Source organism: Paracoccus tegillarcae (genome assembly GCF_002847305.1).
Classification (GTDB): domain Bacteria; phylum Pseudomonadota; class Alphaproteobacteria; order Rhodobacterales; family Rhodobacteraceae; genus Paracoccus; species Paracoccus tegillarcae.
In genome coordinates this window covers 3680327-3704703 of sequence record NZ_CP025408.1, presented here as the reverse complement: position 1 = coordinate 3704703, position 24377 = coordinate 3680327, and the positions used below count along the sequence as shown (strand labels likewise).

Here is a 24377-nt window from a genome sequence, read left to right as displayed (position 1 = left end):
GCGCCGCGACGCAGCATGTCGCTTTCGCTTGGGGAAATGTCGGGCGAAGCGATGCGTGGCGGGTTTGGTCTGGCACTACGAATACAAGGTTCGGCAGGAAGGAATCGCGGGATGAAGACGCATGTGAAAGCTCTGATCGTGGGCGGTGGCGCGGTTGGCTGCGGTATTGCCTATCATCTGGCCAAGGCCGGTTGGGACACGATGCTGGTTGAACGTGATGAGTTGACAGCCGGGTCGACGTGGCACGCGGCAGGTCTGCTGCCGCTGTTCAACATGGGTTACGCGACCAGCCATATCCACGACTATTCGGTCAAGCTGTATGCCGCACTGGAGGCTGATACGGGGCTGAACGCAGGTTTCACCCGCTGCGGCAACCTGCGCATGGCGCAGACCGATGCGCGGATGGATGAATATATGCTGTATTCCGCCACCGCCGAAACGGTGGGCATCGAACATGAATTCCTGACGCCCGCCCAGATCAAGGAGCGCTGGCCGCTGGTCCGCACCGAGGATCTGAAAGGCGCGCTGTTTCACCCGACCGATGGCTATATCAACCCCGCTGATGTGACGCAGGCGATGGCCAAGGGCGCGCGCATGGCGGGCTGTACCATCGAACGCCGCATTCAGGTCAACGGCTATGACTGGAATGGCGAGGAATGGGTCGTCACCTGTGACCGCATGATCGAAAAGGGCGGCAATCTGGTGCCCTCGGGCGAGCCATTCCAGATCAGGGCCGAACATGTCGTCACCGCGACTGGCAACCACGCGCAGCGCACCGCGCGGCTGTTGGGCATCAAGATCGCGGCCATCCCGGTGGAACACCAGTATATCGTCACCGAACGCGATCCGGCGCTGGCCGAGTGGCGCGCGGCGGGCAATCCCGAACATCCGGTGCTGCGCGATGCCGATGCCAAATGGTATGTGCGCGAAGAACGCGGCGGCTGGATCCTTGGCCCCTACGAGGAAGGCGCGCCTGCGCGCTTCCCCTATGAGGTGCCGGCAGGCTTCCGCGCCGATCTGTTCCCGCTGGATCTGGAACGGATCGAAGAAGAATACATGTCCTTCATCCACCGCATCCCGACATCGGAAGAGGTTGGGCTGAAGGATGATTTCAACGGCCCGATCTGCTATACCCCCGACGGCAACCCGCTGGTTGGTCCGGCACCGGGGCTGCGCAATATGTGGCTGGCCGAAGGCTTCAGCTTTGGCATCACTGCCGCCGGTGGCGTGGGCCATTACCTTGCGCAGATGATGACCGCGCGCGAGGCCGAAATCGATATGGCGTCGCTGGACCCGCGCCGCTTTGGCCGCTGGATGACGACCGAATATGCGACCCGCAAGAACGAAGAAAGCTACGCCCACGTCTTCGTCCTGCACCACCCGGATGAAGAACGCCCTGCGGCCCGTCCGCTGCGCACTGCGCCCGCCTATGACCGCCAGATCGCGGCAGGCGCACAGATGGGGCAGGTGAACGGGTGGGAGCGCCCGAACTATTACGGTCCCGTCGATGCGCCCGAGGGCTTTGATCATGACGCCCGCAGTTTCCGCCGTGGCGGCTGGTGGGAATACGCAAAGACCGAGGCGCAGGCGATCCGCGAAACCGCCGGTCTGATCGACGCCAGCGCCTTCGCCAAGCATTGGGTCAGCGGCCCCGGCGCGACGGCGTTTCTGGACTGGTTCACCACCAACAAGCTGCCCAAGGTTGGCCGCATCAACCTGACCTATGCTTTGACCGAGGCTGGCACGACGCGCACCGAATACACCATCGTTCGGCGGCGCGAGGATGGCTATTATCTGGTGTCAGCGGGCGCGTGGGCTGATTACGACGCTGACAACCTGCGCAAGCTGGCCGAGGAAATGGGCGGCGAATTTGGCCCTGTTCATATCCATGAGGTGACCAACCAATGGGGCGTCTTTGCGCTGGCCGGTCCGAACAGCCGGGCGATTCTGAATGAGCTGATCCGTGCTCCCGATCCGGCGACGGCGCTGTCGAACAAGCGTTTCCCCTGGCTCTCGGCCCGCGATATCGAGTTGGGCATGTGCCCGACCGTTGCGATCCGCGTGGCCTATACCGGCGAATTGGGCTGGGAGTTGCATCACCCGGTCGAATTTGGTCGCTATCTGTGGGACCAATTGATTGCGGCAGGCGAAAAGCACGGGATGAAGCTGGTCGGCGCTCGGGCGCAGAACTGGCTGCGTCAGGAAAAATCCTATCGCGCCTTCGGCACCGAACTGGGCCGCGACGCCACACCTTTGGAGGCCGGGCTGGACCGGTTTGTCGATCTGGACAAGAACTTCAACGGCAAGCAGGCGATGCTGGACACGGGCATTCGCAGCAAATGCGTGACGCTGCTTATCGACGGGCCGGGTGACGCCGATCCCTGGGGCCGCGAAGGGCTGTTCCTTGATGGTGAAAAGATCGGTCGTCTGACCTCGGGCGGCTATTCGGTCGCCTTCGGCAAACAGATCGGCATGGGTTATGTGCGCCCGGACCTGAGTGAACCGGGGACTAAGCTGAAACTGCGCATGTTTGGCGAATTGTGGGATGCCGAAGTGACCGAAGACAGCCCATTCGATCCGTCAAACGCGCGGATCAGGGTGGACGGCTAGGCGCGGATGATATCGCTGCTGGTCGGTCAACCACCGGCCAGACAGCAAAAAAGCCAGCCCGAAGGCTGGCTTTTTTGTTTTGGAGCGGGCGAGGCGATTCGAACGCCCGACCCTAACCTTGGCAAGGTTATGCTCTACCCCTGAGCTACGCCCGCACTCCGTACCAACGGCTATCCGCTGCTGGTGGAGGCTGATCTATAAGGGCGGGCCGGATGGCGCAAGGGGAAAAACCGGGACTGGCGAAAATTTTCTTGCATGGACCTGCTGCACAGTCTGACGCATCCTGCCGCCGACCGGAGAGGGCCGATGAAAAGCGACGATTTACTATCCGAGTTCGTACGAGAGGCACTGATCGCAGGCCAGTCACAGGACCAGATTGCGCAGGCTCTGGCCGATGCGGGCTGGTCGCAGACCGAAATCCGCGCGGCCAGCGAGGGCTGGACAGTGCAGGCCGGCCTGCCGCCGGTGCCGCGCCCACGTGCCTATGTTTCTGCCAGTGAAGCGCTGCTTTACGGGCTGCTGTTCCTGTCTCTCGGGATGATTGCGTGGCATACCGTCATCATCGGTTTTGCGGTCATCGATCGGCTCTTGCCAGATCCGCTGGATCCGGCGGGCAGCGGGCGATGGTTGCGCTGGTCGGTTTCCGCGCTGGTCGCGTTTCTGCCACTTTTTCTGCTGCTGAACCGCCGTGTCAATCGCGCTGGCCGCGACGATCCCGCGCGACAAAGGTCACTGGTCCGGAAATGGGTGGCGTCGATCACGCTGCTGCTAGCCTCACTCGCGCTGCTGGGCGATCTGGTGGCGGTGGTCTATGCCTTTTTGAACGGCGATATGACCGCGCAATTCCTGGCCAAGGCATTGCTGGTTGCGATCATGGCAGGTTTGATCTTCGGCTATTACAAGGATGAGATGGATGGCTGAGCCGCGCATGAAAGGCTGGGCGACCATCACCATTTCGGCCCTTGCTTTGGTCGCCATCATCGCAGGGCTGCTGATCGGCGGCGGGCCGGGGCAGGGCCGGGCCGAGCGGCGCGACGATATCAGGCGCAGCGATTTGCGCGCGATCGAGGCGCAGCTATCCTGCCTTGCGCGCGAACGGCGAGAACTATCGCCCGAAATCAGCCAGACCGAGGCCTGTCCCGACCGGCCGTCGCTGATCGACCCGGTAACTGAAACGCCCTACCGGATCGAGCAGATCGACGATGAGAATCTGCGGCTTTGCGCCAGCTTCGAACTTTCAAAGGCGCCGGACCAGTCGAACTATTCGAGGGCCGGGGGCTTTGATGAAAACGGTTGTACCGTCATGTTTCTGCCGCATACCGCCTATAACCGGGGTCAGTGATCGCGATCTGGGCCAATCCTGCCCAGATGCGTTGTCTTGAACCCTTGGGGCGATTTCAGGCCATAGCCGAACGCGCGATCCATGCCGATATGCGCCATCCACATGCCGCCAAGGGCAATCAGCAGGGGCTGACCTGACACCACGCCCAGAACCGCCAGAACCAGACCCGCACCATAGAGATGCGCGGCGTTATAGACCGCCGCCCCGATGCGCGGCCCACCCAGATATCCGATCATCGCCAGATCTGGCGCAAGCAGGATCAGCGGCCATGCCCAGAGGGGCCAGCCCGGCTGCACTGCAAGGGCGATGCCAAGGCCAGCCAGCAGCATCAGCGCGCCTTCGGCTTTCTGCCAGCCGACGGCGATCACTCGGCAGCCCGGACGCGGGCCTGTTTCAGCATCGGCTTGAGGTAATGTCCGGTATGGCTGTCCTTGATCTTGGCCACATCTTCGGGCGTGCCCGTCGCCACGATCCGCCCGCCGCCATCGCCGCCCTCTGGGCCGATATCAATGATCCAGTCGGCGGTCTTGATGACATCCAGGTTGTGCTCGATGACCACCACCGAATTGCCCTGATCGACCAGCTCGTGCAGCACCTCAAGCAGCTTGCGCACGTCTTCGAAATGCAGACCCGTCGTCGGTTCGTCGAGGATGTAGAGCGTCCGGCCCGTCGACTGACGCGACAGTTCCTTGGACAGCTTGACGCGCTGCGCCTCGCCGCCCGACAGGGTCGTCGCCTGCTGGCCCACCTTGATATAGCCAAGGCCCACTCGCATCAGCGCGTCCATCTTGCTGCGGATCGACGGCACGGCGGCGAAAAAGGTCTGCGCGTCCTCGACCGTCATATCAAGAACATCGGCTATGCTTTTGCCCTTGAAGTGAATTTCCAGCGTTTCTCGGTTGTAGCGCTTGCCCTTGCAGGTCTCGCATTCGACATAAACGTCGGGCAAGAAATGCATCTCGATCTTGATGACGCCGTCGCCCTGACAGGCCTCGCAGCGGCCGCCCTTGACGTTGAAACTGAAACGTCCGGGCTTATAGCCGCGCGCTTTCGCCTCGGGCAGGCCGGCGAACCAGTCGCGGATGGGCGTGAAGGCACCGGTATAGGTCGCGGGGTTCGACCGGGGCGTGCGGCCGATCGGGCGCTGGTCGATATCGATGACCTTGTCCAGATGTTCCAGCCCCTTGATCGTCTCGCAGGGGGCGGGGGTCTGTCTTGCTCCGTTCAGGCGAAGGCTGGCGGTCTTGAACAGCGTTTCAATCGTCAGCGTCGATTTGCCGCCGCCCGATACGCCGCTGACGCAAACGAATTTGCCCAACGGGAATTCGGCGGTCACGTCTTTCAGATTGTTGCCCGTCGCGCCGACAACGATGACTTTCTTGCCGTTGCCCTTGCGACGCTCGGCTGGCACGGCGATTTCGCGCAAGCCCGACAGATATTGCCCGGTCAGACTGGCCGGATCGGCGGCAATTTCATCCGGCGTGCCCTTGCTGACGACCGTTCCGCCATGCACACCCGCGCCGGGGCCCATGTCAAAGACGTAATCGGCATGGCGGATCGCGTCTTCATCATGTTCGACCACGATCACGGAATTGCCTTGATCGCGCAGGTTTTTCAGCGTGGTCAGCAGACGGTCATTGTCTCGCTGATGCAGGCCGATGCTGGGTTCGTCCAGCACATAGAGAACACCGGTCAGTCCGCTGCCGATCTGGCTGGCCAGCCGGATGCGCTGGCTTTCACCGCCCGACAAGGTGCCCGCTGCGCGTGACAGCGTCAGATAATCCAGCCCGACATTCACAAGGAAACCAAGCCTTTCGCGGATCTCCTTCAGGATCGCGACGGCGATCTCGTTCTTTTGCTTCGACAGGGCGGCGGGCGCGGCCTCGACCCAGGCCAATGCCTCGCGGATCGACAGTTGCACCACCTCGCCGACGTGATTGCCGGCGATCCTGACCGCCAACGCCTCGGGGCGCAGGCGATAGCCGTGGCAGGCACCACAGGGGCGGTTGTTCTGATAGCGCTCGAATTCCTCGCGCACCCATTGGCTGTCGGATTCGCGCAGGCGGCGCTGCATGTTCGGGATGACACCTTCGAACACGCGCTCGATTTCATACACCCGGCCGGCATCGTCAAAGCGGAACTTGATCTGCTCTTTGCCCGAGCCATAAAGAAACATCTTCTGCGCGGCCTCGGGCAAGTCTTTCCAAGGGGTTTTCTTGTCAAAGCCGTAATGTTTGGCCAGCGCATTGATCGTCTGCGTCAGATAGGCCGATTTCGACTTGGCCCAGGGCGCGATGGCGCCTTTGTCGACCGATAGCGCAGCGTCAGGCACGACCAGCCGGTCATCAAAGAACAACTCGACGCCCAGCCCGTCGCAAACCGGGCAGGCCCCGAAGGGCGCGTTGAAAGAAAACAGGCGCGGCTCGATTTCCGAGATGGTAAATCCCGAAACCGGGCAGGCGAAGTTTTCGCTGAAGGTGATGCGCTCGGGCTCATCGGCCGCCGTTTCCAGCACCGCAATGCCATCGGCCAGGTCCAGCGCGGTGCGGAAACTGTCGGCCAGCCGCGTTTCCAGGCCCTCGCGCACGACGATACGGTCGACGACCACGTCGATATTGTGGCGAAATTTCTTGTCCAGAACGGGCGGTTCGTCCAGTTCATGGAATTCGCCATTGACCTTGACGCGCTGGAAGCCTTGTTTCCTAAGCTCAAGAAATTCCTTCTTATATTCGCCTTTGCGGTCGCGCACGATCGGGGCCAGCAGATAGGCGCGGGTGCCCTCTTCCATGGCCATGACCCGATCGACCATGTCCTGCACCTGTTGAGCCTCGATGGGCAGGCCGGTTGCGGGCGAATAGGGGGTGCCGGCGCGGGCGAACAGCAGGCGCAGATAGTCATAGATTTCGGTGACGGTGCCGACGGTCGAACGGGGGTTCTTGCTGGTCGTCTTCTGTTCGATGGAGATCGCAGGCGACAGACCGCTGATATGGTCCACATCCGGCTTGCCCATCATGTCCAGAAACTGCCGCGCATAGGCCGACAGGCTTTCGACATAGCGCCGTTGCCCTTCGGCATAGACGGTGTCAAAGGCAAGGCTGGATTTGCCACTGCCCGACAGCCCGGTAATCACCACAAGCTGATCGCGCGGGATATCCATATCCACGCCCTTCAGGTTGTGCTCGCGTGCGCCGCGAATTTCGATAAACTTCTGTTCCATGCTGTGCCCTATCAGCCCAAGCGCATCACATAGTCACGCGGCTTGAAAACGCAACGCGCTCATAGGAACATATGAAGAACATATTAACAAGTGAGGTCCGAAAGATAATGTTTCACAACTTGCGACTGCCAATTTGCATGTCCGTTGCGATGATTTTGCCCGCCGCGGTGCTGGCCCAGGATCAAACGGGCGCCGTGATCGAAATGACGGGCCCGGATATTTCGGTCGAACTCAGTGCCGATTCGCTGGCCGCGATGACGATCACCGAACAGGATGTTCGCCGAGAAACCGATGACGGTCCGCAGGACATGCAGTTCAGGGGCGTCTTGCTGTGGGATCTGCTGGTGCAGGAAACCACCTTGGACGATGATGTAAAGCAATCGTTGCGCAATACCGTGCAGGTGATCGCGTCGGACGGGCATGAGGTCGCCTTTTCCGTGGGCGAGATCGCCCCGGGCTTTGGCAATGCGCCCATTCTGCTGGCCTTTGAAAAGGACGGCCAGCCGCTTGGCGATGGCCTGCAAATGGTGGTGCAGGGCGATTCGCGCGGCGCGCGTTTCATCAAGGGCATCGTGAAAATCGAAATCAAATAACGAGGGTGCATCATGTCAAAGGAACACTATTCGGGCGGCTGCCAGTGCGGCGCGGTGGCCTTCGAGGTCGAGGCGGATCTGGACCAGACGATGACGTGCAATTGCTCGCGCTGTCAGCGGATGGGCTTTGTGCTGACCTTTGTGCCGCGCGGTGATTTCAAGCTGGTCGAGGACGGTCCGGTGACGGAATACCGCTTTAACAAGGAGCAGATCGTGCATTTGTTCTGTCCGGTCTGCGGCGTCGAATCCTATGCCTTTGGCAGCCATCCCCAGATGGGCGAGGTCGCCGCGATCAACGTCAATTGCCTGAAAGGGGTCGATCCGCGCGCGCTGAAATCGCAGCATGTGGAGGGTGCCAGCTACTGACGCACCCTTCATCTGATGGCCCAAATCAGGTCAACGCCTACTGAGCGGATGCCCTTGCGTCACTGTTCGCGGTAACATTGCCGTGCACTTCTGCTTGCGCTGCGCTGCGGCATCGCTAGGATCGCGGCGTCTGACATGAGGAGCGCGGCTGATGTTCAACAAGATTCTGATTGCCAACCGGGGCGAGATAGCCATTCGCGTCATGCGAGCCGCGAACGAGTTGGGCAAGAAGACGGTGGCCGTCTTTGCCGAAGAGGACAAACTGGGCCTGCACCGTTTCAAGGCGGATGAGGCTTACCGGATCGGCGAGGGGCTTGGTCCGGTCGCGGCCTATCTGTCGATCCCTGAAATTATCCGCGTGGCCAGGGAAAGTGGCGCAGATGCCATTCATCCCGGCTATGGTTTGCTGTCGGAAAACCCCGAATTCGTGGATGCCTGCGAAAAGGCAGGAATCACTTTTATTGGCCCGAAATCCGCGACCATGCGTGCGCTTGGCGACAAGGCCAGTGCGCGGCGCGTGGCCATCGACGCGGGCGTGCCGGTTATTCCCGCCACCGAAGTTCTGGGTGATGATTTCGACGCCATCAAGGCCGAGGCAGCCGAGGTCGGCTATCCGCTGATGCTGAAAGCCAGCTGGGGCGGCGGCGGTCGGGGCATGCGTCCGATCACCGGCCCTGACGAGTTGGTCGAAAAGGTCCGCGAAGGCCGCCGCGAGGCCGAGGCGGCGTTCGGCAATGGCGAAGGCTATCTGGAAAAGATGATCCAGCGCGCGCGCCATGTGGAGGTGCAACTGCTGGGTGATACGCATGGCGGCCTTTATCACCTGTACGAACGCGACTGCACCGTGCAGCGCCGCAACCAGAAGGTCGTCGAGCGCGCGCCTGCGCCTTACTTGACCGATGAGCAACGCGCCGAGGTTTGCGCATTGGCGCTGAAAATCGGGCAGGCTGTCGGCTATCAGAATGCTGGCACGGTCGAGTTCCTGATGGATATGGATTCCGACCAGTTCTATTTTATCGAGGTGAACCCGCGCGTTCAGGTTGAACATACGGTGACCGAGGAAGTCACCGGCATCGACATCGTCCAATCGCAGATCCGCATCGCCGAGGGCGCGACGCTGGCAGAGGCGACAGGGCATGGCTCGCAGGATGAGATCACGCTGTCGGGCCATGCGCTGCAATGCCGGGTCACGACCGAAGATCCGCAGAACAACTTTATCCCCGATTACGGCCGCATCACCGCCTATCGCAGCGCCACGGGTATGGGCATTCGTCTGGATGGCGGCACCGCCTATGCGGGCGGCGTGATCACGCGGTTTTACGATTCGCTTCTGGTCAAGGTCACGGCCTGGGCGCAAACGCCCGAACAGACGATCAAACGGATGGACCGCGCCTTGCGCGAGTTCCGCGTGCGCGGCGTCAGCACGAATATCGAATTCGTCATCAACCTGTTGAAACATCCGACGTTTCTTGATGACACCTACACCACCAAATTCATCGACACGACGCCGGATCTTTTCACCTTCCGCCGCAGGCGTGACCGCGCGACCAAGATCCTGACCTATATCGCCGATATCAGCGTCAACGGGCATCCCGAGACCGCTGGTCGCCCGCTGCCGCCGGCAGAGGCGCGCATTCCGCTGCCGCCCGCGCTGCGTGCCGAGCCCGCGTCGGGCACCTTGCAATTGCTGCAGGAAAAGGGCGCGCAAGCCGTGGCCGACTGGATGTCCGCGCAAGAGCGTCTGCTGATCACCGATACCACCATGCGCGACGGGCACCAGTCGCTGCTGGCGACACGGATGCGCAGTATCGACATGATCCGCGTGGCCCCGACATATGCGGCCAACCTGCCGCAGTTGTTCAGCGTCGAATGTTGGGGTGGGGCGACCTTTGACGTGGCCTACCGCTTTTTGCAGGAATGTCCGTGGCAGCGGCTGCGCGATATCCGCAAAAGGATGCCGAACCTGATGACGCAGATGCTGCTGCGCGCATCCAACGGTGTGGGCTATACCAATTATCCCGACAATGTGGTGCAGTCCTTCGTCAAGCAGGCGGCAGAGACCGGCATCGACGTGTTCCGCGTGTTCGACAGCCTCAATTGGGTCGAAAACATGCGCGTCGCCATGGATGCGGTGATCGAAAGCGGCAAGATTTGCGAAGGCACCGTTTGCTATACGGGCGATATCAACGACCCGGATCGGGCGAAGTATGACCTGAACTACTATGTCACCACGGCAAAGGCGCTGAAGGATGCCGGCGCACATGTGCTGGGGCTCAAGGATATGGCTGGCCTGCTGAAGCCCGCTGCTGCCGGCAAGCTGGTCCGCACGCTGAAGGAAGAGGTCGGCTTGCCGATCCATTTCCACACTCATGACACCAGCGGCATGGGCGGTGCGACGATCCTTGCTGCTGCAGAGGCAGGCGTGGATGCCGTAGACTGCGCCATGGATGCCTTGTCCGGCAATACCAGCCAGCCGACCCTTGGCTCGGTGGTCGAGGCGTTGGCGCGCAGCCCGCGCGATACAGGTCTGGATATCGGGGCGATCCGCGAGATCAGCAATTACTGGGAACGTGTGCGCGAGAATTACACCGCCTTCGAATCCGGTCTGCAAGCCCCCGCATCCGAGGTTTACCTGCACGAAATGCCGGGCGGGCAGTTCACCAACCTCAAGGCGCAGGCCCGCAGCATGGGGCTGGAGGATCGCTGGCACGAGGTGGCGCAGGCTTATGCCGATGTGAACCGGATGTTTGGCGATATCGTCAAGGTGACGCCGTCCTCCAAGGTGGTTGGTGATATGGCGCTGATGATGGTGGCGCAGAACCTGACGCCCGCCGATGTTCAGAACCCCGCCAAGGATGTGTCCTTCCCCGATAGCGTCGTCGACATGATGCGCGGCAATCTGGGGCAACCTCCGGGCGGCTGGCCCGAAGCGCTGCAGAAAAAGGTGCTGAAAGGCGAAACCCCGATCACGGACCGTCCCGGCGCACAACTGCCGCCCGTCGATTTGGAGGAAACCCGCGCCGAGATCAGTGCCCAACTGGAGGGCAAGCTTGTCGATGACGAGGACCTGAACGCCTATCTGATGTATCCAAAGGTGTTCATGGATTACATGGGCCGCCACCGCAGCTATGGCCCGGTCCGCACGCTGCCGACGCGCACGTTCTTTTACGGGATGGAGCAGGGCGAGGAAATCACTGCGGAAATCGACCCTGGCAAGATCCTTGAAATCCGCCTGCAGGCCATGGGCGAGACGGATGAGAATGGTGAGGTTAAGGTCTTTTTCGAACTGAACGGCCAGCCCCGCAACATCCGCGTGCCGAACCGTCTGGTGAAATCCGAAACCATCGCTCGTCCCAAGGCCGATCCTGCTGATCCGAACCAGATCGGTGCGCCGATGCCGGGCGTTGTTGCCTCTGTCGCGGTGACGGCAGGACAACAGGTCAAACAGGGCGATCTTTTGCTGACCATCGAGGCGATGAAGATGGAAACCGGCCTCTCGGCGGAGCGAGACGGTACCGTCAAGGCGCTGCATATTGCGCCGGGGCAGCAGATCGACGCCAAGGATCTGCTGATCGAACTGGAATAGCCTCTATCATTCAGCGCGCCGATCCGGGTGGCTTGGCCCATCTGGATCGGCGCCGCTCAGTCCGCGTCCGCCGATCCGTCCAGCAGCTTGGCCAGCCGGCCTATTCCGGAACCCCGGTGATCCTGACGGCAACGGCGATGCTGGCGATGACGGGCGGGGCAGGCCATGCGGCCTGGCTGTTAGGGGTGGCTGAAGCCGTTTAACCGACGGGTGCTATCTGGCAGGATTATTCGCCGCGCCGGCAGATGTGGAATCAGGCACGCGCCCCGGCCAGCGGGCTGAGTCTGGTGCTGACCGGCGTCGGGATTGCGGTGCTTGCCGCGCAGGGTTCGTTTCGGTTGCTGCCCGGCTGCGCCTGGCTTGTCTTATGGCAGCAGGGCGTGAACGGGCCGCAACCACCCAAGTCTGATCGGGAAGCTAACGAAATGATGCGGTTGTTCCTCGTTTTTCACCGCCCTGCGACCGTTGACCCCGCCGGACGCCGGGTCTAAACCGGACTAAGCCAACCCGTCGCGGGCAGCCACCGTCCCCGCGACCGATAAGGGGACACATCCGTGGACTATTTGCTGCAGGAATATCTGCCGATCCTGGTCTTTGCCGGCATGGCCGGAGCGCTGGCCGTCATTCTGCTTCTTGCCGCCGCCGTGATTGCCATCCGCAATCCTGACCCCGAAAAGGTCAGCGCCTATGAATGCGGCTTTAACGCCTTTGACGATGCGCGGATGAAATTCGACGTGCGCTTTTATCTGGTGTCGATCCTGTTCATCATCTTCGATCTCGAAGTCGCCTTCCTGTTTCCATGGGCTGTCAGCTTTGGCGGGCTCAGCGATGTGGCCTTCTGGTCGATGATGGTGTTCCTGCTCGTGCTGACTGTGGGCTTTGCCTATGAATGGAAGAAGGGGGCGCTGGAATGGGCGTGATGGTCGGAACCAATACCGCAGGCCCCGATCGCGAGGTCGCGACAGCCGCGCTGAATACCGAATTGCAGGACAAGGGATTCCTGCTGACCTCGACCGAGGATATCATCAACTGGGCGCGCAACGGCTCGCTGCACTGGATGACCTTTGGTCTGGCCTGCTGCGCCGTCGAGATGATGCAGATGTCGATGCCGCGCTATGATGTCGAACGGTTCGGCACGGCACCGCGCGCCTCTCCGCGCCAGTCGGATCTGATGATCGTGGCAGGTACGCTGACCAACAAGATGGCCCCGGCGCTGCGCAAGGTCTACGACCAGATGCCAGAGCCGCGCTATGTGATCAGCATGGGTTCTTGCGCCAATGGCGGCGGCTATTACCACTACAGTTATTCCGTCGTGCGTGGCTGCGACCGGATCGTGCCCGTGGATATCTATGTCCCCGGCTGCCCGCCGACCGCCGAGGCGCTGCTCTATGGCATCCTGCAACTCCAGCGTCGCATCCGGCGCACCGGAACACTGGTGAGGTAAGCCATGGCCGTCTATCCCGATATCGAGGCGCTGGCCGAACTGGCCGAGCATATCGCCAACCGCCGTGCGAATGACGTTGCCGACACCCAGATCGCCAATGACGAGTTGACCGTGACGATTACCGCGGCCGGCGTGTTCGATCTGGTCGAGTTCCTGCGCACCGATACCAATTGCCGCTTTTCGACACTGGTTGATATCACGGCGGTTGATTACCCCTCGCGCCCCGCGCGTTTCGACGTGGTCTGGCACTTGCTGTCGATGTATCGCAACCAGCGCATCCGCCTGAAAGCCAGCATCCGCGAGGACGAACTGGTGCCTTCGCTGATCGGCATCTTTCCCTGCGCCAACTGGTTCGAGCGCGAGGTGTTCGACATGTTCGGCATCCTGTTCTCGGGGCACCCCGACCTGCGCCGCCTGCTGACTGATTACGGCTTCCGTGGCCATCCGTTGCGCAAGGACTTTCCGACCACGGGCTATGTCGAGGTTCGCTATGACGAGGTCGAAAAGCGCGTTGTCTATGAGCCGGTGAACCTGGTGCAGGAATACCGCCAGTACGATTTCCTGTCGCCGTGGGAGGGTGCGAAATACGTGCTGCCCGGCGATGAAAAAGGGGCCGATTCGTGACAGCTGCAACCCCCGTCACCGGGCGCTGCCTGTGCGGTGCCTGCCGCTACACGGCCAGCGCCACTGCGCTGACGACGAGTGTCTGCCATTGCGAGACATGCCGCCGTTGGGCCGGGGGTGCGCTGTTCTCGGTTGATCTGGGCCGGACTGTGGTGATGAACGACGATGCGCCGCTTTTGGCCTATGCGTCCTCACCGGGAATGCAGCGGATCAGCTGTGCGGTATGCGCTGCACCGCTTTATCGCGATTCCCTGGGCGGTGGTCATCAATACGGCGTGCTTGAGGCTTTGGATCAGAACGAAGATTTTCTGTTCAATCTGGAAATCTTTGTCGAAGAAAAGCCGAGCAACTATGAATTTTCAAATGATACCGTGAAAATGACGGGCGCTCAGGTTCTGGCCGAGATGTCAGCTAACGGGAAAGCAGGGTAACCATGGACGGCGATATCCGCAGAAACCAGTATGACGATGGCAGTCAGGACAAGCTGACCGGCGAACAGCGCATCCGCAACTTCAACATCAACTTCGGCCCTCAGCACCCGGCAGCGCATGGTGTGTTGCGGATGGTGCTGGAACTGGACGGCGAGGTTGTCGAACGCTGCGATCCGCATATCGGGCTGCTGCATCGCGGCACCGAAAAGCTGATGGAAAGCCGCACCTATCTGCAGAACCTGCCCTATTTCGACCGGCTGGATTATGTCGCGCCGATGAACCAGGAACATGCGTGGTGCCTGGCCATCGAAAAGCTGACCGGCACGGAAATTCCGCGCCGCGCCAGCCTGATCCGGGTGCTGTATTCCGAGATCGGCCGTATCCTGAACCACCTGCTGAACGTGACCACGCAGGCGCTGGACGTGGGCGCACTGACCCCGCCGCTGTGGGGCTTCGAGGAACGCGAAAAGCTGATGGTGTTCTATGAGCGCGCCTGCGGGGCGCGTCTGCACAGCGCCTATTTCCGGCCCGGCGGCGTGCATCAGGACCTGCCGCCCGAATTGCTGGACGATATCGAGGCATGGTGCGATCCGTTCCTTAAGGTCGTGGACGATCTGCACACGCTGCTGACCGAAAACCGCATCTTCAAACAGCGCAATGTCGATATCGGCATCGTCAATGAACAGGACGCGCTGGATTGGGGCTATTCGGGTGTGATGGTGCGCGGCTCAGGCATGGCCTGGGATCTGCGGCGTTCGCAACCCTATGAATGCTATGACGAATTTGAATTTCAGGTGCCGGTGGGCAAGAATGGCGACTGCTATGATCGCTATCTCTGCCGGATGGAGGAAATGCTTCAATCGATCCACATCATGCGCCAGGCCATTGAAAAGCTGCGCGCACCCGACGGGCAGGGCGATGTGCTGACACGCGGCAAGCTGGCTCCGCCCAAGCGCGCCGACATGAAGACCAACATGGAAAGCCTGATCCACCACTTCAAACTTTATACCGAGGGCTTCAAGGTCCCCGCAGGCGAGATCTATGCCGCGGTCGAGGCGCCCAAGGGCGAGTTTGGCGTCTATCTGGTCAGCGACGGGTCGAACAAACCCTACCGCTCCAAGATCCGTGCGCCGGGCTTTCCGCATATGCAGTCGATGGACTGGATCGCCAAGGGTCACATGCTGGCCGATGTCTCGGCGCTGATCGGGACCATGGACATCGTGTTCGGTGAGGTGGATCGCTGATGATGAATACGGTCGGGCTTTCAGGGATCGTCTTGTTGGCACCGATCGTGCTGAGTAATCCGCCGTTGCATTTCGCTTTCGTTGCCGCTGTGACCGCAGCCGGCGTATTCGCACCCTGAAACCGGAGTAAATCCCGTGCTGGCATCTTTCATCAACTTCCTGTCCTGGGCCGTCGCTCTGTTGCTGATCGCGGTGACTGTGCTGCTGGCGATGAACAAGCAGTCCGGGCTGAAGATGATTCAGCATCGGGCCGAAATGCTGCCGCAGGCGCTGTTGATCCGTTATGGCGCCCTGACATTGCTGGCACTGATTTCCAGCTGGATGGGCTCGACCCGCCTGACGTTCGCGTTTCTTCTGTCAATCGCTGTGATCAGTCTCGGTGATGTCTTTATCTATCGCCGGGCGGGTCATCCGTTCCAGATTCACCTTATTATCGGAGGTGTCGCCGGTCTTGGCGCGCTTCTGTCGCTTTTCGCGATGAACTGAGGATCTCATGCTTCGCCGCCTATCCCCCAATCAACCTGACAGTTTCGAATTCACTCCGGCCAATCTGGAATGGGCTCGGGCGCAGATGACGAAATACCCCGAAGGTCGCCAGCAATCGGCGATCATTCCGATCCTGTGGCGCGCGCAGGAACAAGAGGGCTGGCTGAGCCGCCCGGCCATGGAATATTGCGCGGATCTGCTGGACATCGCCTATATCCGCGCCCTGGAAGTCGCGACATTTTACTTTATGTTCCAGCTGCAACCGGTTGGTTCCGTTGTCCATATCCAGATTTGTGGAACGACCACCTGCATGATTTGCGGCGCCGAGGATCTGATCCGGACCTGCCGCGAAAAGATCGCGCCGAATGCGCATGAATTGTCGCCCGACGGTCGTTTCAGCTGGGAAGAGGTCGAATGTCTGGGTGCGTGTACCAATGCGCCCATGGTCCAGATCGGCAAGGATTTCTACGAGGATCTGACCGTCGAGAAACTCTCGGCGCTGATCGACGCATTCGCTGATGGCGATGTGCCGATGCCCGGGCCCCAGAACGGCCGTTTTTCGTGCGAGCCGCTGGCCGGGCTGACCAGCCTGACCGAACGCAAGGGCGGCAGCGAACATAACGCTTCGGTCGCAGAGGCTCTGCGCCTTGGTGACACGATCAAGCGCATTGACGGCACCGAAGTTCCGATCCTGACCAAATGGCAGGACGGTGCGAACCATCAGACACCGCCGGATGAAGACACGCCCGAGGCGCAGGCCAAGGCCGAGGCCGCCTCTGATAGCGCCGGTGAAAAAGGCGCCGACGAGGCTGCCAAAGCCGATGAGAACAAGGTGCCCGATCTGCTGGAGGACGAAGCCACCAAGGCCGACGGAGAAAGTGCAGGCGGCAAGGGCGCGGACAGTCCCGCCAAGGCTGATAAGGCCGCGACACCGGATCAGGGTGTGGCCAAAGAAGCCAAGGCCGACACCGACACCGACACCGACACCGACTCTGCTACAAATAACGGCGCGGTCAAAGCGCCTGCGGCCGATCAGACCAAAGCCCCTGATCAGAGCGATGGCACCACTGAGGGGACGCAGCCCCAGGGCCTCGATGCAGCCCGCGACGGCAAGGCCGATGATCTGAAGATGATCAAGGGCGTCGGGCCGAAGCTCGAGACGCTGTTGAACAGTCTGGGTTTCTGGCACTTTGATCAGATCGGCGCCTGGACCGCCGATGAACTGGCCTGGGTCGACAGCAATCTGGAAGGCTTCCACGGGCGCGCCAGCCGCGACGAGTGGGTCACCCAGGCCAAGCAACTGGCCGAGGGCAAAGACACCGAATTCTCAAGGCGTGCCGAAAAGGATGGCCTTTACGACTGAGCAACGAACAGATCGGCCTGAAGGCCGCCAGGACAGGGAAAAGAACTGATGCAAAGTAACGAATGCATGCGCAATTGCTGGATTGCAGCCGGGGTCATTGGCCTGCTGGTCTGGATCTTTACATCCTTCATCGGTGAGACATCGGTGATGGGCGGGCTGTTCCTGGGTCTGATCACCGCTGTTCTGATGGGGCTGTTTTTGGTTTGGGCGATGTGTCGCGGCAGTGGCTCGGCTGAGGACGAACGGGCCGACCAAGCCCGCAGCTTCGCGGCACCGGCCTCGGCATCTGCTCAGACGAGTTCCACGGCGGCTGCCAGCTCTGGCTCTGTAGCAATGGCCAGCGCGGCCCCGACAAGTGCCGATGGCGCGTCCGATCAGCGCAAGAAGGATGCCGAGGCGCAGCACGAAAAACGCCAGCGCGCCGCGCAGGCCGAACAGAAGGCACTGGATGCCGCGGCCGAGGAAGAGGCCGCGAAAAACGGCCGGGGCAAGCAGCATTCGACGCTATCGGTTGCCTCGACCGCGAAAGAGGTCAAATCGGCGCCGTCGTCCACTGACCCAGAGCCCGCCAAAGCCGCCAAGCCGGCCAAGGCCGAGGCATCGGACAAGCCTGCAAAGGGCAAGAAAGACAAGAAGAACAAGAAAAAATCCGAGGCCAAGGCAGCCAAGGCCGATAAGCCCGCGAAGACAAAGTCGAAGTCGGAGAAACCGGCAAAGGCAAAGGACAAGGCGGCGGACAAGCCGGCCAAAAAGGCGAAATCCAAGTCCAAGGATGACCTCAAGCAGATCAAGGGCGTCGGACCCAAGATGGAAAAACTGCTGCATCAGAATGGTGTGACGGAATTTGCCCAGATCGCCGCATGGGACGATAGCCAGATTGACGAATTCGCCGAAAAGATCGGCAGCATGGGCGGACGTATTCGCAGCGATGACTGGGTGGCGCAGGCCTCGAAGCTGATGGATGGCGGTCAGACCGAGTTCTCGCAGCGGGTTGAAAAGGGCGACGTTTATTGATGTCCGGCGAAGGCGATCATAGCGACAGCACGCAGATGCGGCTGGCAGCAGTGGTCATCGCAGTGGCGATGATCGGCTGGATCGTCCTTCAATGGATTGGCAAGGAATATGGCTGGGCACCCCGTTGGGTGTTTCTGGTCGATCTGGCGGCGATTGGCGGTTTTGTCTGGTCGCTGCTGGTGACCTGGCGTATCTGGCGCCGCAAGAATGGCTAAGCGCGCCGAGACAAGGAACGGACGAGAATGCTGAAAGACCAGGACCGTATCTTTACCAACCTTTATGGGATGGGTGATCGTAGCCTTGCCGGCGCCAAAAAGCGCGGCTGCTGGGACGGCACGGCCGAGATCATTGGCCGTGGCCGTGACAAGGTCGTCGAACAGGTCAAGGCTTCGGGATTGCGTGGCCGTGGCGGGGCCGGTTTTCCGACCGGGTTGAAGTGGTCCTTCATGCCCAAGGAAAGCGATGGCCGCCCGTCCTATCTGGTGATCAATGCCGACGAATCAGAGCCCGCGACCTGCAAGGACCGCGAGATCATGCGTCACGATCCGCATACGCTGATCGAAGGCGCGCTGATCGCCAGCTTCGCCATGGGCGCGAATGCCAGCTATATCTATATCCGCGGCGAGTTCATCCGCGAGAGAGAGGCGCTGCAGGCCGCCATCGACGAATGCTATGATGCCGGGCTGCTGGGCAAGAACGCCGCTGGCTCGGGCTGGGATTTCGACCTCTATCTGACGCATGGCGCGGGCGCCTATATTTGCGGCGAGGAAACCGCGCTGCTGGAAAGCCTTGAGGGCAAGAAGGGCATGCCGCGCATGAAGCCGCCTTTCCCGGCGGGTGCGGGGCTGTATGGCTGCCCGACCACGGTGAACAATGTCGAATCCATCGCGGTTGTCCCGACGATTCTGCGTCGTGGCCCGGAATGGTTCGCGGGCTTTGGCCGTCCCAATAACGCCGGCGTCAAGCTGTTCGGCTTGACCGGCCATGTGGCCAACCCTTGCGTGGTCGAAGAGGCCATGTCGATCCCGATGCGGGAATTGATCGAAAAGCATGGCGGCGGTGTTCGCGGCGGCTGGAAGAACCTGAAGGCCGTTATCCCCGGCGGCGCGTCCTGTCCGGTGCTGACCGCCGATCAGGCTGAAAACGCGATCATGGATTACGATGGCATGCGAGAGCTGAAATCCAGCTTCGGCACCGCCTGCATGATCGTGATGGATCAGCAGACCGACATCATCAAGGCGATCTGGCGTCTGGCGGCGTTCTTCAAACATGAAAGCTGTGGTCAATGCACGCCGTGTCGTGAAGGCACCGGCTGGATGATGCGCGTGATGGACCGTCTGGTGCGCGGCGAGGCGGAAGTCGAGGAAATCGACATGCTGCTGGACGTGACCAAGCAGGTCGAGGGCCACACCATCTGCGCCCTCGGCGACGCGGCGGCATGGCCGATCCAGGGCCTTATCCGCAACTTCCGCGGCGAGATCGAAGACCGGATCAAGGCGCAGAAAACCGGACGCATGGGGGCAATGGCGGCAGAGTGATGGCAGAGTTTGCCGCATATGGACATGCGATCGCGTCGTTGGCGATCTGGCCGCTGATCGTGCTTGCGCTGGCCAAGACGTCGTCCAGCGGTCGGTCGCCCGAGCTTATGTGCGAATGCGGCAAGCCAAAGCGGGACTACAACAGCGTCCTTTATCGCCGCGAACGTGCATTCATGAATGCCGTCGAAATCTCGGGTCCATTCATCGCGGCGACAATCGCGGCAATTCTGGCGGGCGCATCGCCGTTCTTCGTCAATCTGTTCGCGTCCGTCTTTATCGTCGCGCGTCTGGCTATGGTGTTTGTCCATATTCGCACCACCAATCAACCGCTGCGCTCTGCCTGCTTTGCCGCTGGTGCCGCCTGCGTCATTGCACTGTCACTGATGGCTTTCACGAGCGCGGTTTTCTGATGGATAGATCCGGCCATCATCTTGCAGAGTTCAATCTGGGCGTCCTTAAATACGATTGGGACGATCCTCGGGTTAAGGGCTTTGTGGACGGACTTGATCTGGTCAACGGAATTGCACAGCGCAGCGCGGGCTTTGTCTGGATGCTGGGCGAGGACGAAATGGACGCGGCGCAGCGCGATCCCGACGGCGCGTTGGATGGCAATCCCCGCACGGCCTCTACGCTGTCGGTCTGGGAGGACGTTCCCAGTCTGGAACATTTCGTCTGGAACACGGTTCACAAGCAATTCTACGACCGCAAGGACGAGTGGTATGACGCGGTCGACGCGGTGCGTTTGGTGATGTGGTGGGTGCCCATCGGCTACCGCCCGACGCTGGCTGAAGCAATGAGCCGTTTTCGTCTATTGGATGAACAAGGCGACGGGCCTGAAGCTTTTGGCTGGGCATGGCTGCGCGACGCGGAACAGTGGAAAACCAAGCGGTGCGGAGAGGCGGCATGACCCTTGGCGTGCACCTCGCGGAATTGAATGTCGGGCGGCTTCTTGCCCCGACCGACGATCCGCGCGTAGCTGATTTCATGGACGCGTTGGACCGCATCAACGGCATGGGCAAGCGCATGCCGGGCTTTGTCTGGATGATGGAAGGTTCGGGTGAGCCGGGGACCGGCAATACCGAGAACAATATCGGTGACGATCCGCAAGCCGTAGCCAATCTGACGGTTTGGGAAGACGTCGAATCGCTGGAGAAATTCGTCTGGCAGACCGTTCACCGGCAATTCTATGAGCGCCGCGCCGAATGGTTCGAGGTGATGGGTGACATGCATTTCGTCATGTGGTGGGTGCCCGTCGGGCATAAGCCCACATTGGATGAGGCATTGGCCCGACTGGATCACCTGCGTGAACATGGCGACAGCGATCATGCCTTTGGCTGGAAATGGCTGGAACAGGCGCGGCTGTGGCGTGACCGTGGTTGTCGCGAGGAGGTCGCGTGATGCGGGGCCTTTTCTTGATAGGCATTAAGGCGAATTTCCGCGGCAACAGTCTTAGCCGCCTGACCCCCGCGTCTGACCGGGGTGCGCCTCGGATCGTAGCGATTGGTGCAAGGGGCGACAGCAACGATCGGGTTTTCCGTTCGTCGTGCTCGCTCGATTCTTCGGGAGGCGTGAATTGAGCGTCTGTCGCGCATATGTGCTGGCCGCGACGGCGCTGCTGGCGCTGGCCGCGTGCGAGCCTGGAACATCGGGAACCGCCAAGACCGGCGGCACGGTGTTGACGGCGGGCGATACCGAAATGCGTGTGGCCGAGGGCGAAACCGTCTCCAATATTGCGGGCGGCCCGTTGGTGATGCTGCATGTGACGCGGGCTGATGGCAAAACGACATCGGGCAGTGACGAAGCCTCAGCGCGCGCGGCCTACACCGCCTATTGCGCCGATAAGGGCGGGGTTGGCGTTGGCGGCGAGGGGTATTTCTCGCAGTTCGGGGATGCGCCTGCATGGAAGTTCGGGAATTGCGGGGCATGATGGGCGCGCGGAAACATATTTTTTCTGCGGCGAAAAAGCCACTCACGCCGCGCTCACCCGGCTGTGTCGGGCGGGTGGCTGCTGGCCGTGTTATGGGCTTGAACCATAACGAAACGGAGCAGACCAGAATGAAACCGACCAAGATTTTCAGCACCATCGTCGTCGCAGCCCTGATGTCAGGCACCACGCCTGCATTGGCCCAGGCCCCGATGGATCAGGACAAATACCTTAATGACCGGCTGGTCGCGGCCCGCGTGGCGGACCGCATCCGCCGGGAATGCCCAAGCATAGACCTGCGTCTCGTGGCGGCTTATTCTCAGGCGCGTGGCTTGCAGAAATATGCGCGCGAACAGGGTAACAGCGATGCGGCGATCGACGAATATCTCGACAGCCGGTCCGTCAAGGATCGGATCTATGGCATTGCCGATACTTATCTGGCACAGCAGGGCGCGACAGCCGGTGATGCGGAAAGCTATTGCCGCGTCGGGCGCGATGAAATTGCAAAGAACACGGTCAGCGGATCGCTGCTGAACGCAAAATGAAGGTGACATGATGGCCGAACCGCGGAAAATCATCATCGACGGGCTGGAGATCGAGGTCGATCCCAACCTGACCCTGATACAGGCCTGCGAACAGGTTGGTATTGAAATTCCGCGCTTCTGCTATCACGAGCGTCTGTCCATCGCGGGCAATTGCCGCATGTGTCTGGTCGAGGTGGTGGGCGGCCCGCCCAAGCCCGCGGCCTCTTGCGCGATGCAGGTCAAGGATCTGCGCCCCGGACCAGAGGGGCAACCGCCCCAGATCAAGACCAACAGCGCCATGGTCAAGAAGGCCCGCGAGGGCGTGATGGAGTTCCTGCTGATCAACCACCCGCTGGATTGCCCGATCTGCGATCAGGGCGGCGAATGCGATCTGCAGGATCAGGCGATGGCCTACGGCATTGATTTCAGCCGTTACCGTGAACCCAAGCGCGCGACCGAGGACCTGAACCTTGGGCCGCTGGTCGAAACCCATATGACGCGCTGCATTTCCTGCACGCGCTGTGTGCGGTTCACGACCGAGGTCGCCGGCATTCACCAGATGGGCCAGACCGGCCGTGGCGAGGATGCAGAGATCACCAGCTATCTGGATCAGACACTGAGTTCGAACCTGCAGGGCAATATCATCGATCTTTGCCCGGTTGGCGCGCTGGTCAGCAAGCCCTACGCCTTCACGGCCCGCCCGTGGGAATTGTCCAAGACCGAGACCATCGACGTGATGGACGCGCTTGGCAGCAATATCCGCGTTGATACCAAAGGCCGCGAGGTCATGCGTATCCTGCCGCGCAACCATGACGGCGTGAACGAGGAATGGATCAACGACAAGACCCGGTTTGTCTGGGATGGCTTGCGCCGGCAAAGGTTGGACAAGCCCTATATCCGTGAAAATGGCAAGCTGCGGGCCGCCACCTGGCCCGAGGCTCTGGCCGCCGCTGCCAGCGCGATGCAGGGCAAGCGTGTCGCCGGCCTTATCGGTGATCTGGTGCCGGTCGAGGCAGCGTTCAGCCTCAAGCAACTGATCGTCGACGGTCTGGGTGGCCGCGTGGAATGCCGAACCGACGGGGCCAAGCTGCCCATCGGGAACCGTTCGGCCTATGCCGGGACGGCGCGGATCGAGGATATCGACAATGCCGAGATGATCCAGCTGATCGGCACCAATCCGCGCGATGAGGCGCCGGTGCTGAACAGCCGCATCCGCGCTGCCTGGGCGCGTGGTGCGCAGATCGGACTGGTGGGTGAACCGGTCGATCTGACCTATGAATACGCCCATGTCGGCACCGACCGGGCTGCGTTGGAGAGCCTTTCGGATCGCGAGATCAGTCAGGACACCCGCGACAAACCCACGCTGGTCATTGTCGGGCAGGGCGCGATTCAAGGCGCGGATGGCGAAGCGGTTCTGGCCCATGCAATGAAGCTGGTCGAGAACACCAACTCTAAGTTGCTGATCCTGCACACAGCCGCCGCGCGCGTCGGCGCGATGGATGTGGGCGCAGCCACTCATGGCGGGCTCGAGGCCGCGCTGGACGAGGCCGAAGTGGTCTTTAATCTGGGTGCCGATGAGGTCGAGATCGCCGATGGTCCCTTTGTGATCTATCAGGGCAGCCATGGTGACCGCGGCGCGCATCGTGCCGATGTGATCCTGCCGGGCGCCTGCTATACCGAGGAAAACGGCCTCTTCGTCAACACCGAGGGTCGGCCGCAACTTGCCCTGCGCGCGAATTTTGCGCCGGGCGAGGCCAAGGAAAACTGGGCCATATTGCGCGCACTATCCGCGGAAATGGACGCGAAACTGCCCTGGGACAGCATGGCGGCATTGCGCCGCGCGCTGATCGAGGCGGCCCCGCATCTGGCCCAGGTTGATCAGGTGCCGGAAAACGAGTGGCAGCCGATCAAGGCGAAAAAGCCGGGGTCCGGCAATTTCACCTATGCCATCCGCGATTTCTATCTGACCAACCCGATCGCGCGATCCTCGCCCTTGATGGGTGAGTTGTCGGCCATGGCCGCCGCGCGCAAACAGCAACCCATGGCCGCAGAGTAACGCCGATGATGCCAG

At 61.2% G+C, this 24377-nt stretch carries 24 protein-coding genes and 1 tRNA gene; 22 read left to right on the top strand and 3 right to left on the bottom strand.

Annotated elements, in window-relative coordinates; genetic code table 11:
• Window positions 1–111: 111 nt before the first annotated feature.
• A complete protein-coding gene (locus CUV01_RS18180; protein ID WP_101461705.1) occupies window positions 112–2610 on the top strand; it encodes a GcvT family protein in 2499 nt (832 codons plus the stop codon).
• Between the two features lie 80 nt (window positions 2611–2690).
• On the opposite strand, the gene CUV01_RS18175 is transcribed toward CUV01_RS18180, so the two are convergent.
• Window positions 2691–2765: transfer RNA gene (locus CUV01_RS18175), tRNA-Gly, on the bottom strand.
• 151 nt (window positions 2766–2916) lie between these two features.
• Between CUV01_RS18175 and CUV01_RS18170 the strand changes: the two genes are divergently transcribed.
• Together CUV01_RS18170 and CUV01_RS19750 are read left to right on the top strand one after the other, a co-directional pair.
• Window positions 2917–3531 carry a DUF5671 domain-containing protein gene (locus CUV01_RS18170; RefSeq protein WP_101462218.1) on the top strand — a complete coding sequence of 205 codons (615 nt, stop codon included), beginning with the start codon at window positions 2917–2919 and terminating at the stop codon, window positions 3529–3531.
• On the top strand, window positions 3524–3952 hold the full coding sequence (locus CUV01_RS19750; RefSeq protein WP_157994908.1) for a hypothetical protein: 429 nt from the start codon (window positions 3524–3526) through the stop codon (window positions 3950–3952). The genes CUV01_RS18170 and CUV01_RS19750 overlap by 8 nt, the downstream gene beginning before the upstream one ends.
• On the opposite strand, the gene CUV01_RS18160 is transcribed toward CUV01_RS19750, so the two are convergent.
• Both CUV01_RS18160 and uvrA read right to left on the bottom strand, forming a co-directional pair.
• Window positions 3946–4320 (bottom strand): DUF4260 domain-containing protein, encoded by a 375-nt coding sequence (locus CUV01_RS18160; RefSeq protein ID WP_101461704.1) that lies wholly within the window; start codon window positions 4318–4320, stop codon window positions 3946–3948. The two genes, CUV01_RS19750 and CUV01_RS18160, sit on opposite strands and share 7 nt — an antisense overlap.
• A complete protein-coding gene (gene uvrA / locus CUV01_RS18155) occupies window positions 4317–7169 on the bottom strand; it encodes an excinuclease ABC subunit UvrA (protein WP_101461703.1) in 2853 nt (950 codons plus the stop codon). The genes CUV01_RS18160 and uvrA overlap by 4 nt, the downstream gene beginning before the upstream one ends.
• A 149-nt stretch (window positions 7170–7318) precedes the next feature.
• Between uvrA and CUV01_RS18150 the strand changes: the two genes are divergently transcribed.
• The 19 genes from CUV01_RS18150 (at window position 7319) to nuoG (ending at window position 24362) form a co-directional block, all read left to right on the top strand.
• Entirely contained in the window at window positions 7319–7762 is a 444-nt protein-coding gene (locus tag CUV01_RS18150; RefSeq protein WP_157994907.1) for a hypothetical protein, read from the top strand.
• Between the two features lie 12 nt (window positions 7763–7774).
• Window positions 7775–8128 (top strand): GFA family protein, encoded by a 354-nt coding sequence (locus tag CUV01_RS18145; protein WP_101461701.1) that lies wholly within the window; start codon window positions 7775–7777, stop codon window positions 8126–8128.
• 151 nt (window positions 8129–8279) lie between these two features.
• Window positions 8280–11714: a pyruvate carboxylase gene (locus CUV01_RS18140; protein WP_101461700.1), complete on the top strand. Its 3435-nt coding sequence runs from the start codon at window positions 8280–8282 to the stop codon at window positions 11712–11714.
• 554 nt (window positions 11715–12268) lie between these two features.
• Window positions 12269–12634, top strand: a complete 366-nt coding sequence (locus CUV01_RS18130; protein ID WP_101461698.1) for an NADH-quinone oxidoreductase subunit A — start codon at window positions 12269–12271, stop codon at window positions 12632–12634.
• Window positions 12625–13158, top strand: a complete 534-nt coding sequence (locus tag CUV01_RS18125) for a NuoB/complex I 20 kDa subunit family protein (protein WP_101461697.1) — start codon at window positions 12625–12627, stop codon at window positions 13156–13158. Before CUV01_RS18130 ends, CUV01_RS18125 begins: the two co-directional genes overlap by 10 nt.
• A gap of 3 nt (window positions 13159–13161) precedes the next feature.
• Window positions 13162–13782, top strand: coding sequence for an NADH-quinone oxidoreductase subunit C (locus tag CUV01_RS18120; RefSeq protein ID WP_101461696.1), 621 nt, complete (start codon window positions 13162–13164; stop codon window positions 13780–13782).
• On the top strand, window positions 13779–14213 hold the full coding sequence (locus CUV01_RS18115; protein ID WP_101461695.1) for a GFA family protein: 435 nt from the start codon (window positions 13779–13781) through the stop codon (window positions 14211–14213). Before CUV01_RS18120 ends, CUV01_RS18115 begins: the two co-directional genes overlap by 4 nt.
• Window positions 14214–14215: 2 nt before the next feature.
• On the top strand, window positions 14216–15457 hold the full coding sequence (locus tag CUV01_RS18110; RefSeq protein WP_101461694.1) for an NADH-quinone oxidoreductase subunit D: 1242 nt from the start codon (window positions 14216–14218) through the stop codon (window positions 15455–15457).
• A 135-nt stretch (window positions 15458–15592) separates the two neighbouring features.
• Window positions 15593–15943 (top strand): hypothetical protein, encoded by a 351-nt coding sequence (locus CUV01_RS18105; RefSeq protein ID WP_101461693.1) that lies wholly within the window; start codon window positions 15593–15595, stop codon window positions 15941–15943.
• Between the two features lie 7 nt (window positions 15944–15950).
• Window positions 15951–17306 carry an NADH-quinone oxidoreductase subunit NuoE gene (nuoE, locus tag CUV01_RS18100; protein ID WP_101461692.1) on the top strand — a complete coding sequence of 452 codons (1356 nt, stop codon included), beginning with the start codon at window positions 15951–15953 and terminating at the stop codon, window positions 17304–17306.
• A gap of 48 nt (window positions 17307–17354) precedes the next feature.
• The gene (locus CUV01_RS18095) at window positions 17355–18320 is read left to right on the top strand and encodes a hypothetical protein (RefSeq protein WP_101461691.1); all 966 of its coding nucleotides are present in this window, start codon (window positions 17355–17357) and stop codon (window positions 18318–18320) included.
• The gene (locus CUV01_RS18090; RefSeq protein ID WP_101461690.1) at window positions 18320–18535 is read left to right on the top strand and encodes a DUF5337 domain-containing protein; all 216 of its coding nucleotides are present in this window, start codon (window positions 18320–18322) and stop codon (window positions 18533–18535) included. The genes CUV01_RS18095 and CUV01_RS18090 overlap by 1 nt, the downstream gene beginning before the upstream one ends.
• A 27-nt stretch (window positions 18536–18562) precedes the next feature.
• On the top strand, window positions 18563–19858 hold the full coding sequence (nuoF, locus tag CUV01_RS18085; protein WP_101461689.1) for an NADH-quinone oxidoreductase subunit NuoF: 1296 nt from the start codon (window positions 18563–18565) through the stop codon (window positions 19856–19858).
• Window positions 19858–20268, top strand: coding sequence for an MAPEG family protein (locus CUV01_RS18080; protein ID WP_101461688.1), 411 nt, complete (start codon window positions 19858–19860; stop codon window positions 20266–20268). The genes nuoF and CUV01_RS18080 overlap by 1 nt, the downstream gene beginning before the upstream one ends.
• Window positions 20268–20765 (top strand): DUF3291 domain-containing protein, encoded by a 498-nt coding sequence (locus tag CUV01_RS18075; protein WP_101461687.1) that lies wholly within the window; start codon window positions 20268–20270, stop codon window positions 20763–20765. Before CUV01_RS18080 ends, CUV01_RS18075 begins: the two co-directional genes overlap by 1 nt.
• Complete coding sequence (locus tag CUV01_RS18070; protein WP_101461686.1) at window positions 20762–21256, top strand: DUF3291 domain-containing protein; 495 nt, start codon at window positions 20762–20764, stop codon at window positions 21254–21256. Before CUV01_RS18075 ends, CUV01_RS18070 begins: the two co-directional genes overlap by 4 nt.
• Before the next feature lie 175 nt (window positions 21257–21431).
• Window positions 21432–21785, top strand: coding sequence for a hypothetical protein (locus CUV01_RS18065; RefSeq protein WP_101461685.1), 354 nt, complete (start codon window positions 21432–21434; stop codon window positions 21783–21785).
• Between the two features lie 128 nt (window positions 21786–21913).
• Window positions 21914–22327, top strand: a complete 414-nt coding sequence (locus CUV01_RS18060; RefSeq protein ID WP_101462216.1) for a DUF5333 domain-containing protein — start codon at window positions 21914–21916, stop codon at window positions 22325–22327.
• A 10-nt stretch (window positions 22328–22337) separates the two neighbouring features.
• Window positions 22338–24362, top strand: coding sequence for an NADH-quinone oxidoreductase subunit NuoG (nuoG, locus tag CUV01_RS18055; protein ID WP_101462215.1), 2025 nt, complete (start codon window positions 22338–22340; stop codon window positions 24360–24362).
• Window positions 24363–24377 lie beyond the last annotated feature (15 nt).

Coding starts and splice junctions, on each gene's coding strand:
- CUV01_RS18180 (WP_101461705.1), top strand. CDS start 112: ATGAAGACGCATGTGAAAGCTCTGATCGTGGGCGGTGGCGCGGTTGGC.
- CUV01_RS18170 (WP_101462218.1), top strand. CDS start 2,917: ATGAAAAGCGACGATTTACTATCCGAGTTCGTACGAGAGGCACTGATC.
- CUV01_RS19750 (WP_157994908.1), top strand. CDS start 3,524: ATGGCTGAGCCGCGCATGAAAGGCTGGGCGACCATCACCATTTCGGCC.
- uvrA (WP_101461703.1), bottom strand. CDS start 7,169: ATGGAACAGAAGTTTATCGAAATTCGCGGCGCACGCGAGCACAACCTG.
- CUV01_RS18150 (WP_157994907.1), top strand. CDS start 7,319: ATGATTTTGCCCGCCGCGGTGCTGGCCCAGGATCAAACGGGCGCCGTG.
- CUV01_RS18145 (WP_101461701.1), top strand. CDS start 7,775: ATGTCAAAGGAACACTATTCGGGCGGCTGCCAGTGCGGCGCGGTGGCC.
- CUV01_RS18140 (WP_101461700.1), top strand. CDS start 8,280: ATGTTCAACAAGATTCTGATTGCCAACCGGGGCGAGATAGCCATTCGC.
- CUV01_RS18125 (WP_101461697.1), top strand. CDS start 12,625: ATGGGCGTGATGGTCGGAACCAATACCGCAGGCCCCGATCGCGAGGTC.
- CUV01_RS18120 (WP_101461696.1), top strand. CDS start 13,162: ATGGCCGTCTATCCCGATATCGAGGCGCTGGCCGAACTGGCCGAGCAT.
- CUV01_RS18110 (WP_101461694.1), top strand. CDS start 14,216: ATGGACGGCGATATCCGCAGAAACCAGTATGACGATGGCAGTCAGGAC.
- nuoE (WP_101461692.1), top strand. CDS start 15,951: ATGCTTCGCCGCCTATCCCCCAATCAACCTGACAGTTTCGAATTCACT.
- CUV01_RS18095 (WP_101461691.1), top strand. CDS start 17,355: ATGCAAAGTAACGAATGCATGCGCAATTGCTGGATTGCAGCCGGGGTC.
- CUV01_RS18090 (WP_101461690.1), top strand. CDS start 18,320: ATGTCCGGCGAAGGCGATCATAGCGACAGCACGCAGATGCGGCTGGCA.
- nuoF (WP_101461689.1), top strand. CDS start 18,563: ATGCTGAAAGACCAGGACCGTATCTTTACCAACCTTTATGGGATGGGT.
- CUV01_RS18080 (WP_101461688.1), top strand. CDS start 19,858: ATGGCAGAGTTTGCCGCATATGGACATGCGATCGCGTCGTTGGCGATC.
- CUV01_RS18075 (WP_101461687.1), top strand. CDS start 20,268: ATGGATAGATCCGGCCATCATCTTGCAGAGTTCAATCTGGGCGTCCTT.
- CUV01_RS18070 (WP_101461686.1), top strand. CDS start 20,762: ATGACCCTTGGCGTGCACCTCGCGGAATTGAATGTCGGGCGGCTTCTT.
- CUV01_RS18060 (WP_101462216.1), top strand. CDS start 21,914: ATGAAACCGACCAAGATTTTCAGCACCATCGTCGTCGCAGCCCTGATG.
- nuoG (WP_101462215.1), top strand. CDS start 22,338: ATGGCCGAACCGCGGAAAATCATCATCGACGGGCTGGAGATCGAGGTC.